The organism is Bradyrhizobium sp. BR 10261, from assembly GCF_019455395.1.
GTDB classification, from domain to species: Bacteria; Pseudomonadota; Alphaproteobacteria; order Rhizobiales; family Xanthobacteraceae; genus Bradyrhizobium; species Bradyrhizobium manausense.
This window is the reverse complement of sequence record NZ_JACOFQ010000059.1, coordinates 1-11,634: the sequence shown is the minus strand read 5'-3', so window position 1 is coordinate 11,634 and position 11,634 is coordinate 1. Positions and strand designations below refer to the sequence as shown.

Sequence of the window (11,634 nt, the reverse complement as noted above, 5' to 3'; positions counted from 1 at the left end):
AATGAGGCGAGGGCTTGCGTGAAGGCGCGATCACTCGGCGGCTTGCGCCAGCACCGGCCGGCGCGCCAGCCAGCTATTGATGAAATGATCGAGCCAGGCGCGTTCCGCGGCATCGTAGACCGCGCGGTCCGCGAAATGATGATGCCGCTCGCGGGCGCCGGGCGCGCCGAGACCGTCATAGCCACGCGTGGTCCAGCAATGCATCATGGCGTAGGTCACGTCAGGATGAAACTGCACGCCGAAGGCGTTGCCGGCACGGAATGCCTGGTTGGGAAAGTCATCGCCCTCTGCGAGCAGCTCGGTGCCATCAGGCAGCTCGAAGCCTTCGCGATGCCAATGATAGACCTGCGCCGGCCAGTCCGGACAGAGCGCGCGACCTGCCGCGGTCGGGCGGATCGGGTAATAGCCGATCTGGGTCAGCGCCTCTGCATGCGGTGCGACGCGCGCGCCAAGCTGCATCGCCAGCATCTGCGCGCCGAGGCAGATGCCGAGGAACGGCCGCTGTTCGCGGAGCGGAATCTCGATCCAGTCGATCTCGCGGCGAATGTAATCATCCGAATCATTCGCGCTCATCGGCCCGCCGAACACCACCGCTCCGGCATGCTGATCGAGCGTATCGGGGAGGGGATCGCCGAATCGCGGACGGCGGATGTCGAGGCGATGGCCGAGCGCGCGCAGCGCATTGCCGACGCGGCCAGGTGTGGAGGATTCCTGATGGAGAACGATCAGAACCGGCAGGCGCGGATCGGCGGCGGCCGCGCTCGGCGTCCTCCGTCGGAAGGACACCACTTCTGCGCCACCAAACCTGTCCATCCGAAACGACATGGCCTTTTGCGAGTGCTATCGGTTCAAGCCGCCAGCATAGCTAAGCGAAGGTTAACATCGTGTGAGTTTGCGCACACACGCGGCCCATGCTCCTGCCTGATGCACTCCTGCTTGATGCAATCCTGCTAGATGTAGAAGCAAGCTCCGGGCCACTACGGGTGCTTCGGGCTGCTTCAGCTCCGCTGCCGTTGAAACCGGCTGGTGGCGGACAGGATGAAGCCGCGCGGGAAGAAGCGCAGCGCGAACGGCACAATCTTGATGCCGAGACCCGGCAGCACTGCCCGTTTGTTTGCCATCAAGCCACGATAGGCCTGCCGCGCTACGTCCGCGGCGGGAACGTTGAGAATCGCCGTATCATGCCCGGACCCGACCCCGGCACGCCCCTGGAATTCGGTTTGCACCGGTCCCGGACACAGCACGGTGACGCGCACGCCGCGCGGCGCGAGCTCCGCCCGCAACGCCTCGGTCAGCGAAATCACATAGGCCTTCGAGGCGTAATACACGGCCATGCCGGGACCGGGCAGGAAGCCCGCGACCGAGCCGACATTGAGAAGGCCGCCCTTGTTCCTGACGAGCTGATCGGCAAAGCGCAGCGACAGATCGGTCAGCGCCCGGACGTTGACGTCGACGATGCCGACCTGCTCGTCGCGGTCGCGCTCGATCGCATCGCCGAACACGCCGAAACCGGCATTGTTGACGAGGTTGTCGAGCTCGACCTCTTCGGCAGCGAGCGCAGCGGCGATCCGCTCGCCGGCGTCGGCTTGCTGGAGATCGCAGGCGATCACGATCGGCCTCTTGCCGCATGTCGCAGCGAGCTCATTCGCGAGCGCTTCGAGCCGGTCCGCGCGCCGCGCCGTCAGCGCGAGACGATGTCCATTCGCGGCAAACACACGCGCCAGCTCCGCGCCGATGCCCGCCGACGCACCGGTGATCAACGTTACCCGCTCAGTCACAATCGCAGTCTCTTGATGTAATCTTTTGGGCCCGAAACAGCGGGAACTGGAGCATAGGCCACGCGCGACAGGCAAGCGGTGCTGGCGGCATGGCGATCTGAGCGACCGTCCGGAATGCGAGAAAAAGCCCGAATTTACAGGGACATACGGAACCGGGACGTTCCGGCGGCTACATTAAAGTTTCGTCATGTGATCGATACAACCAGCAATCACGCCGGGCTTGCGGTCGCTCAGCTTCCGAGAGCGCCATCCTTGACCTGCCCGCCAACGCGCTCGGCGACGGCGTGCTTGAGATCGATCCGGTCGCGCTGGGAAACCCCGAGCAGGTCCGAGGCGCGCCAGACGACGTTGTCCTCGAACTCGGTGACCTGGCCGTCGGCATAGACCAGCTCCCACATCATCTGGACGATGCGCTTGCGACCCTCTTCATCGAGCGAGCGCATGATGACGCTGGTGAAGTGATAGAGATCGACCGCCTCGCCCTCGACCTCTGTCGCATCCGCGATCAGCCGATCGGCGGTGCCGCGGTCCAGCTTGAAATGGTTTTCGATCAGACTGTGCAGCTTGCGCTGCTCGGCCTGCGTCGGCTTGCCGTCCAGGGAAACCACGTGGACCAGCAGCGCGGTTGCCGCCAGGCGGTAGTCGCTGTCGCCAAAGGCGCGGTCCTGACCATGGGGGGCAACAATGTCGGCGATGAATTGGCGCAAGCCGTCGAGCATAAGGTCCTACCGAAATCGATGACGCCGCAGCAAGCGCGGCCGCTACAAGCCTTATATGAGCGGGAAACTCAACCGGCGCAACGTGTGTCAGTTCCGCGCGCCGCATTACGTTTCGGCAATCTGTTCTCTCCGTCATGGCCGGGCTTGTCCAGGCCATCCACGTATCTCCGCGAAGAAAGACGTGGATGCCCCGGGGCAAGCCCGGGCATGACGACGGAGAACGTGGCGATCGCCCCCGTCCCTCACGGTATCTCGTACACCACCATCTTGTCGGCGATGCCGCGCAGGGCCGCCTGCTTCTGGATCGGCTTGATCTCGCGCCGCTGCAGGATCTCGGCCACCGCCGGGGCGTCGAGCACCGGACCGGTGATGTGGATCTCCTGCGCGGTCGACAGGCTCTGCACGCGCGCGGCGATGTTGACGGTCTGGCCGAAATAGTCCTGCCGCTCGTTGAGCATCACCGCAAGGCACGGGCCTTCATGGATGCCGATCTTGAGAATGAGATCGTTGGCGCCGCGCTGCTTGTTCAGATCATCCATCGCCGCGCGCATGCGCAGCCCCGCCGTGATCGCGTGCTCGGGCCTGACGAAGGTCGCCATGACGGCATCGCCGATCGTCTTCACGACGGCGCCCTTCTCGGCGGCGATGATGTCCAGCACGGCCCGAAAATGCGCGCGCACGAGATCAAACGCGCTGAGGTCGCCGACGCGCTCGTACAGCGCCGTCGAGCCCTTGAGGTCGGTGAACAGGAACGTCAGCGACGTGATCTTCAATCGCTGATCGACATTGAGATTGTCGGCCTTGAAAACGTCGCGGAAGGTCTGGTTCGACAGCATCCTCTTGGCGGTCAGGATCGGCTTGCGCTTGCCGATCATCTCGTGCATCGCGTCGGCGGCAATCCAGACCGAGGGCAGCACGCGACCGCCCGATTGATTCTCGAGCGTGAGGCGCAACGGCCCGGGACGCATCACGGTAGTCCCCGTCGGCGCCTCCAGCTTGTTGAACATGATCGAAAGCTGCTGGCGTTCGCTGGTCGGCTCGCCCTGGACGTCCAGGAAATGCGCGGAATGGGTGACCGGCTCGAACACGATGATGAACTGGCTCGGCAGGTTCAGCGAGAGGATCGCCTTTTCGCCTGCAGGCAATTCCAACGCTTCGAGCGTCACTTCGTTGATCAGGCGCGAAAAGGATTCTTCGTTGATATCGACGCCCGAGCTCCAGAACATCTGCCGCACATATTCCCAGATCGGCAGCGTATCGGGATCGTGAGCGGCGATGCGGCGGACCTGCGGACTGACGGTGAAAGCCACCTCGACCATCTCGTCGACCGACGCCTCGTATCCGGCCGCGCAGAGCGCACAATTGTAATCATCGTGCTTCAGTGATTTCAACGTCGTGTGCGCGCCCAGAACCCCTCCGCAACCGGGACACAGCACGTTCCAGCCGATGTCGAACAGGCCGAGACGCGAGGCATGCAGGAATCCGGAAATGACCTTCTCCTGATCGAGTCCGGTCCGATCGGCAAAATCCAATGCATTGATGCGGTTGAGGTCGCGGTCGTGACCATTGGCGATCAGCTGCGCGATGGCCTCGACGACGGCAGGATCCGCGGTCTGCTTCAGAACGGAAATCTGGGCCTGGATGTCGGTCATGGTGCAACTCTATCTGGGGTGGATCACGCCGGCGGCCAGATGACGGCCTATCACCGGCGCGTGATGCGGAACATAGGTGAGTGGTCCGGCTGGGTCGTGACGACGCCAAAGGGAATGACCGGCGCTGCGTCCATCAGCTCGACGCGGAACGCGCCGATCAGTCGTGCCAGCGCCAGCACGGATTCGGCTTGCGCGAACGGTGCACCGATGCAGACGCGCGGGCCGGCACCGAACGGCAGATAGGCGAAGCGATCGGGCGGCTCCTTCGACATGAAGCGTTTCGGGATGAAAGCGTTCGGCTGATCCCATAGCTTCTCGTGCCGGTGCAGCAGCCAGGGGGCGATCATGATGATGTCGCCCTTGCTGACCTCGGCTCCGGCCACGATGTCCTTGTCGCGCGCGGCGCGCGCAACAAGGAAGGCCGGTGGATAGAGCCGCATGGTCTCGTCGACCACGGCCCGGGTGAATTTTTGCCGGTCGATATCGGCCATGCTGTCGAGATGCTCGCCGCGCGTCTCGGAAGCGACCTCTTCCTGCGTGTCGGGGTCGAGCGCCAGCAGATAGAGCGCCCAGAACAATGCGGTCGCGGTGGTCTCATGGCCCGCCAGGATCATGGTCGCGACCTCGTCAACGAGCTGCTCGTCGGAAAAGCCCTTGCCCGTCTCGGGGTCGCGCGCCTCGTCCATGAGATCGAACAGATCGCGCGGCGGCGCGCCGTCCTTCTTTCCCACCGCACGCCGTTCGGCGATCAGCATCGCGACGAATTGGGTCCAGCGCTTGCGAAAGCGGGCGCGGGCCCGGTCCATCGGCGTCGGCCACGACACCGGCAGCGCCATGTCGAGGAAATGGGCCCGCCCGAGCCGCGCGCCATATTCCATGACGAAGTTGCGCAGGGTCGGACCATGCTGGTCCATCCCGAACGAGAACATCGTGCGTCCGGCAATCTCGAGCGTCATGCGCTGCATGATCTCGCGCAGATCGACCGGCTCGTTGGTTCGGGTCTCCAGCTTCGCGATGGTCTCGTCGAGCACCGCTGTCATGTGCGGGACGAGATTGGCGGTAGCGCGCGGCGTGAACGCCGGCGACAGGGTGCGCCGTTGAAATGTCCAGGCGTGGCCCTCGGCGAGCAGGAGACCCTCGCCGAGCACCGGACGCAGCATGCGGATGCCCGCCGGCGTCCGCGTGTAATTCTGGTAGTTGCTGAGCAGGACGTGCCGGATCGCATCCGGCTGGTTCAGGATGAAGCTCTTGTGCAGCAAGAAGCGGCCCTGAATGACCTCTTCCTCATAGGCGCGCTGCCCCCAGGTCGCGATCATGTTACGCTTGATCACCGCGATACGGCCGAAGAACGACATGTTGTCGGGCGCACGCGGCGGGGTCGGCGGGATGATAGGCCGGCGCATGCTGGCGATGTTCATGGCTCTCTCCCGCAGACCTGACGCAAGCAAATAGCTAGTAAGTCAGCTCGGCAACCGCAATCCTGTTCTCGGAGGCCGGCCAGGCGCGCGCCACAATTCGTTCTTCGTTGAACTGGGCCACGATGTTACGTCCGACCTCGCTGGCCGGAAGGCGCAGGGTTGCTGTCGCATCCGTAGGCACGCCCGGCGTGACGTCCGCGGGCTCGCGGCCATCGAGCAGAACGGTATCGCGCGGCAGCCCGAAATAACCGCGCGGGCGCGACATGATCACGACCGCGCCGGCATCCTTTTCTTCCGGAAGGAAGGGCCGCGCGGCGCGCAGATGCACGACATTGGAGGAACGCGGGAAGGGCGAGCGGTAGAAGTGCGTGATCGGGGCGTCCGGCGAGGTCAGGACGATCTCGAGCGGCGAGGCGGGATCGACCTCGGCCGGCCCCCAGCGTCCATCGGCGCCCGTGGTCAAGCGGTAAACCAATTCGCCTTTGCGCTCCCCGCTCTCGCGGTCGACATGGTAGATCTCGACAGTTGCGCCGGCCACGGGGCGATTGGTCGGCGCGCCATCCGCGGCGCCCGTGACCAGTCCACCGATATGGACCGTCCGCTCCGGCGTGATCGCGATGCGCGCGGGCTCGCGACCAGCGATGAATTTGTAGATCTCGCGGAACGCCCGCGGATGATACGCCGTCTCGCGATGATCGATCGTGCCGAGCACGAGATTGGTCGCGCCCTTCAGCTCCGGCCCCTCGGCGGTGACATTGGTCGGCACGCCCGGCTTGCCCATGAAGCGGCCGTCGGGCTGCGCATATTTGTCCATGCCGTCGCTGCGCAGGGTAAGGAAGGCGACGCCCGGCGTCACCTCGCTCTCGCCTTCATTCAGACCGCGCAGGAAGGCCCCGCGTCCGTTGAACTCGCTGCCGAGCAAAGCGTCGAGCGCAAACACGCCATGATTGGGCGTGCCGCACAGCACCGCGTGGCTGACATCGCCGGCGCCGCCATTCTTGATGACGTTGCGGATCGAGTTGCCGCCGCGCGAATTGCCGACCAGCGCCACGCGCGCCGCGCCGGTACGGCGTTTCAGTTCAGCGATGGCCGCGGCAAGCTCGCGGCGCTGCTCCTCGGTCGAGGACCGGTTGGGCTGCTCGACCGCATCGTCGTCACGCGCCCTGGGATTGGTGAAATTGATGGCCATCATACGGTCGCGCGCGATGCCGTTGGATTCCATCCGCCACAGCGTCGTGATCCAGAGGGCGTCGTAATCGCCATTGCCATGGACAAACAGGATCGGCGGCACCTCGGAACTGCCGGCCGTCAACGATGTTTGCGCCAGCGCCTCCATCTGAAAGCTCGCAACCGCGAAAGGCAGGCTGGCTGCGCCTTGCAGGATTGTCCGTCGTGACAGCTTCATTCAATCCTCCCCGATAAAACCTAAGTCTTTGCACTGCTTATAGCGGCCTAACCACTGGACAGCGAACGACTTTCGCGGGCATCACTGGGCCTGCCGGAATTATTCAAGCCATTTCTGCCATACGACTTGGAAGGGTATATGACCGAGCAGACGAACCGTCAGAGACGTTCCGCCGACGGCATCACCGCGCCGCTGCGGTACACCGTGTTCCGGCGCATCTGGCTCGCCAGCCTGCTCTCCAATCTCGGCCTCCTGATCCAGGGCGTGGGTGCGGCCTGGGCAATGACGCAGATGGCGGCCTCCGCCGACAAGGTGGCGCTGGTGCAGACCGCCCTGATGCTGCCGATCATGCTGATCTCGATGCCGGCCGGCGCCATCGCCGACATGTACGACCGCCGCATCGTGACGCTGGTGGCCCTCATGATCGCCCTGACCGGCGCGTCGGCCCTCACGATCCTGGCCGGGCTCAAGCTCATCGCCCCGGAATCGCTGCTCGCCTTCTGCTTCGTGGTCGGCAGCGGCAATGCGCTGTTCGGTCCGGCCTGGCAGTCCTCGGTCAGCGAGCAGGTGCCGCCGGACGCACTGCCGTCGGCGGTGGCGCTGAACGGCATCAGCTACAACATCGCTCGCAGCTTCGGCCCCGCGGTCGGCGGCGTCATCGTTGCCGCCGCCGGCGCGGTCGCGGCATTCGCCTGCAACGCGATCCTCTATCTGCCGTTGCTGGTGGTGCTGCTGCTCTGGCGGCGCGAGGTCGAGCCCTCGCGCCTGCCGCGGGAGAAGCTCAACCGCGCCATGGTCTCGGGCTTCCGCTACATCACCAACTCGCCGCCGATCAAGATCGTGCTGTTGCGCACGCTGGTGATGGGCCTGATCGGCGGCGCGATCATGGCGTTGATGCCGCTGGTCGCCCGCGACTTGCTGCATGGCGGTGCGCAGACCTACGGCATCATGCTGGGGGCGTTCGGCATGGGCGCAGTGGTCGGCGCACTGAACATCCACGAGCTGCGCAAGCGCATGAGCGGCGAAGCTGCGATCCGCGCCTGCACCATCTCAATGGCGTTTGCGATGGCCGCGATTGCCCTGAGCACCGAGCCGGTGCTGACCGCGGCCGCGCTGGTGCTGGCCGGCGCGGTCTGGATGGCGGCGGTGGCGCTGTTCAACATCGGCGTGCAGCTCTCCGCGCCGCGCTGGGTCGCCGGTCGATCGCTCGCCGCGTTTCAGGCCTCGATTTCCGGCGGCATTGCGATCGGCGCCTGGGGCTGGGGCCATCTCACCGACTACGCCGGCGTCGAGGTCGCGCTGCTCACGGCCGCCGGCCTGATGCTGATCTCACCGCTGCTGGGGATCTGGCTTGCAATGCCGCGCGTCGGCGCCCGCAACGAGGATGCCGAGGTGCTGGCCGATCCTGAAGTCAGGTTGTCGCTGACGGGGCGCAGCGGACCGCTGGTGGTCGAGATCGAATATCGCGTCGCCCAGGAGAATGCGCGCGCCTTCCACAATGTGATGCAGGACGTGCAGCTCTCCCGGCAGCGCAACGGCGCCTATGGCTGGTCGATCGCGCGCGACATTGCCGATCCCGAATTGTGGACCGAGCGCTATCACTGCCCCACCTGGTTCGATTACCTACGCCAGCGCAACCGTTCGACCCAGTCCGAACGCGCGCTGCATCAGCAGGCGATCGATTTCCACATCGGCCCCGATCCGGTGCGGATCCGCCGCATGCTGGAGCGGCCGTTCGGCTCGGTACGCTGGAAGGAGGAGACGCCGGATCGCGCGAGCGCTGAGGTGTTGCCCGTTGTCGCGGCGGGGAGCAGCACCTAGGTGCTCACCCCGTCATTCCGGGGCGCGCGAAGCGCGAACCCGGAATCCATCGAACAGCATAAGCGGGGAGAAATGGATTCCGGGTTCGCGCCTTGCGGCGCGCCCCGGAATGACGAGGAGTTTGTTTACTGCCCGTGTTCGGTCAGCACCTTGTCGCAGGCCTTGCTGAGGCGCGCGCGGTGCTCCTTCAGGCAGGCGAGCACGGCGCTATCGCCGTTGCTCATCACGGCGCGGCAATGGCGTGTGACGTCGCGCGCGCAGGCATCATGGCCGGGCTGCTGCTGCGCGAGGGCGCCTGAGGCGCACAGGGTCAAAGGGACAATGAAAAAAAGTCGGCTCATCGCATAATGCCTCGTACCCGGAAAGATGTGCGGGCGAAGCTAGAGCGGTGCTGCCGCACCCGCAACGGCTTTGTTGCCAGCCAGGCTGCGCGGCGGGATGGCTCCGGCGTTGAGCCGGAGCGCATCGCGAGGGGAGCTCGAAGCGACGGAACGGCTCGGGCTCTTACTGACCGTCCTGGGCGTCAGCAACCTTGCGTGACGCGCCCTTGGCGAGGTCCTTGTCCATCACCGCGCGGCAGCCGGCGCTCAGATCCGAGCGATGCTTGATCATGCACGCGGTGATCTTCGGAATGTTGGGGATCTCCGACGAGCACAGGCGAAAGGCGTCGCCGGTGCACATCTGCTGCGCCTCGGCGGTGAAGGCGAAGCTCGAGGTCGTCGAGACGATCGAGACGATGGCGGCAAAGCCCAAAGCGAGGCTGGTGTCGCGGATTTTGGCAGTGAACGACTTGGTCATTTGCAGCTCCCATTGGCGCCGCCGCAGCGGGGCCCGTTGTTGATGGGAACTACGATGCTCCAGCAAAACAGTTTCCACTGTGATGACAGTCACGGGCGACCCCGTCTTTGTGACCTCGGTCACTTTGGCGCACTCACCTGAAATTCCTCCAGAACCGCTGCCGCGTTGGTGTCACGTTAACTGTTCCTTCGCATTAATGGCTCGCGACGCGGGAAATTCCGCTGGTTTGGTTGCGTAATTGGAAAGAGTAGCGATGCGTAATGCGTTGGGCCTGATGCTGGCCAGTGTGGTTGCGGCGATCGTGATCGCCGGAGGTTGGTATTTTTATTCCGCCCGCGCCGACCAGGGCGCCCCCAAGACAACAGCCGCCCGTGCCGCCGATGCTCTGCCGGCGCAGGCCAAGCTCGCCGCCAAGGATGACGTCGAGACCACCGCGGCGATCGCGGGCAAGCCGGCCGCTGCCGCTGCGGCAGCCAGCCCCGCACCCGCGCCCGCAGTGGCACCGGTTCAGCAGGCGAACTGCAGCAATCCGAATGCCCTTGGCGTCTCGCGCGTGGTCGAGATCGACACGACCGGCGGTCCGGGCTTCGGCTTCGAGCAGTACAAGCAGTTTGATTTCCTCACCGACAAGGAGGTCGTGCTGACCTTCGACGACGGTCCGTGGCCGGTCAACACCCCGGCGGTGCTGAAGGCACTCGCGGATGAGTGCACCAAGGGCCTGTTCTTCTCCGTCGGCAAGCATGCGACCTATCATCCGGAGATTCTGCGCCAGGTGCTGGCGCAGGGCCATACAGTCGGCGCGCACACGTGGTCGCACGTCAATCTCGCCGGCAAGAAGATGACGGAGCAGCAGGCCAAGGACGAGATCGAAAAGGGCTTCAGCGCCGTGAAATGGGCGCTCGGCACCAATCCGTCGCCGTTCTTCCGCTTCCCGCAGCTGTCGCAAAGCCCGGCGCTTGTGAGCTATCTCGGCACCCGCAACCTCGGAATCTTCTCGACCGACCTCGACTCCTTCGACTTCCGCAAGGAGAGCACGCCGGACAAGATCGTCAGCAACGTGATGACCAAGCTCGACAAGCTCGGCAAGGGCATCATCCTGATGCACGACTTCCAGAAGCGTACCGGCGAAGCACTGCCGACGCTGCTCGCGCGCCTCAAGGCCGGCGGCTACAAGGTCGTGCAGATCAAGGCGAAGACCAATTTCGACTCGCTGCCCGAGTATGACGAAGCCATCCTCAGGGAGTTGAAGGTGCCGGCGTCCAGCAGCGCGACGAATGCGCGCCCGGTCTCGAGCGTGGTGCAGACGGTGTCGCAGCGCTAAGGCATGACCCGGAAAAGTGCGAAGCGGTTTTCCGACAAGATCATGCTCAAACAATAACCTAAAGCGCGATGACGATTCAGCCTGATCTCATCGCGCTTTAGTCGTCTCAAGGTTCGACAAGAATGCGATGGCCGGGCTCAGCCCGGCCATTTTGTTATGGGAGAAGAGCCGCTCGCTCACCAGTAGATGCCGTGGCGGTGCAGTTCGCTGATGATCCGGCCTTCGGTCCAGGTCCTGTGATGCCTGGGCTTGTCCGCCTTCGCCCTCGTCTTCGGCGCAGGCTGGGCCGCAGCAGGCGCTGACACTGGTGCGGTCGCTGATGGGGTCGTGGCTGGCGCGGTGGTCGTAACCACCGGCGGACGATCGATATAGGTCGGAGTCACAGCCGCTGGAGCGGCTTCGCTCACCTGCGTGGCGGTGGCGTTCGGCGCGGCAACCGCTTGCGGTGCCGGAGCCGGATCGTTGGCCGCTGCCAGCGAGAGGCTGCGTGAACCGCCGGCCTCGGCCGATGCAGAGACCAGAACCATGGCGGCAACCAGAATGATCTTGCGCATGTGAAATCTCCCCGTGTTTGCGTGAGGGGACACTAGGGAAGAGGGGCGCGTGCTTATGTGAGAGAAATCACGCAAGCGCAGGCAGCGGCTTGCCGAGCCAGGCACAGCCCTGCTGAGCGGCCCGAGACATAGGTGACAAAATGTACCGGACACATGGGTTACACTTTC

Annotated in this window: 11 protein-coding genes; 2 read left to right on the top strand and 9 right to left on the bottom strand. The window is 64.7% G+C overall.

Translation table 11 applies throughout. The annotated features are described in order from the left end of the window. Window positions 1-30: 30 nt before the first annotated feature. The 6 genes from HYH07_RS36005 to HYH07_RS35980 all read right to left on the bottom strand — a co-directional run bounded on the left by HYH07_RS36005 (window position 31) and on the right by HYH07_RS35980 (window position 6,972). Window positions 31-825, bottom strand: a complete 795-nt coding sequence (locus tag HYH07_RS36005) for a glutamine amidotransferase (RefSeq protein ID WP_220006893.1) — start codon at window positions 823-825, stop codon at window positions 31-33. A 173-nt stretch (window positions 826-998) separates the two neighbouring features. Then, window positions 999-1,778: an SDR family oxidoreductase gene (locus HYH07_RS36000; protein WP_057740600.1), complete on the bottom strand. Its 780-nt coding sequence runs from the start codon at window positions 1,776-1,778 to the stop codon at window positions 999-1,001. 230 nt (window positions 1,779-2,008) lie between these two features. Further along, on the bottom strand, window positions 2,009-2,497 hold the full coding sequence (locus HYH07_RS35995) for a TerB family tellurite resistance protein (RefSeq protein ID WP_220006892.1): 489 nt from the start codon (window positions 2,495-2,497) through the stop codon (window positions 2,009-2,011). Window positions 2,498-2,739: 242 nt separating this feature from the next. Then, the gene (locus HYH07_RS35990) at window positions 2,740-4,149 is read right to left on the bottom strand and encodes an adenylate/guanylate cyclase domain-containing protein (RefSeq protein WP_220006891.1); all 1,410 of its coding nucleotides are present in this window, start codon (window positions 4,147-4,149) and stop codon (window positions 2,740-2,742) included. Between the two features lie 50 nt (window positions 4,150-4,199). Next, window positions 4,200-5,567, bottom strand: coding sequence for a cytochrome P450 (locus tag HYH07_RS35985; protein WP_220006890.1), 1,368 nt, complete (start codon window positions 5,565-5,567; stop codon window positions 4,200-4,202). 34 nt (window positions 5,568-5,601) lie between these two features. Next, on the bottom strand, window positions 5,602-6,972 hold the full coding sequence (locus HYH07_RS35980) for a hydrolase (protein WP_220006889.1): 1,371 nt from the start codon (window positions 6,970-6,972) through the stop codon (window positions 5,602-5,604). 138 nt (window positions 6,973-7,110) lie between these two features. Between HYH07_RS35980 and HYH07_RS35975 the strand changes: the two genes are divergently transcribed. Continuing rightward, entirely contained in the window at window positions 7,111-8,793 is a 1,683-nt protein-coding gene (locus tag HYH07_RS35975; RefSeq protein WP_220006888.1) for an MFS transporter, read from the top strand. Between the two features lie 125 nt (window positions 8,794-8,918). On the opposite strand, the gene HYH07_RS35970 is transcribed toward HYH07_RS35975, so the two are convergent. After that, window positions 8,919-9,134 carry a hypothetical protein gene (locus HYH07_RS35970; protein ID WP_220006887.1) on the bottom strand — a complete coding sequence of 72 codons (216 nt, stop codon included), beginning with the start codon at window positions 9,132-9,134 and terminating at the stop codon, window positions 8,919-8,921. Between the two features lie 163 nt (window positions 9,135-9,297). Next, entirely contained in the window at window positions 9,298-9,591 is a 294-nt protein-coding gene (locus HYH07_RS35965) for a hypothetical protein (protein ID WP_220006886.1), read from the bottom strand. 253 nt (window positions 9,592-9,844) lie between these two features. Between HYH07_RS35965 and HYH07_RS35960 the strand changes: the two genes are divergently transcribed. Beyond that, on the top strand, window positions 9,845-10,912 hold the full coding sequence (locus tag HYH07_RS35960; protein WP_220006885.1) for a polysaccharide deacetylase family protein: 1,068 nt from the start codon (window positions 9,845-9,847) through the stop codon (window positions 10,910-10,912). Window positions 10,913-11,088: 176 nt separating this feature from the next. On the opposite strand, the gene HYH07_RS35955 is transcribed toward HYH07_RS35960, so the two are convergent. Beyond that, complete coding sequence (locus HYH07_RS35955) at window positions 11,089-11,466, bottom strand: hypothetical protein (protein WP_220006884.1); 378 nt, start codon at window positions 11,464-11,466, stop codon at window positions 11,089-11,091. Between the last annotated feature and the right edge of the window lie 168 nt (window positions 11,467-11,634).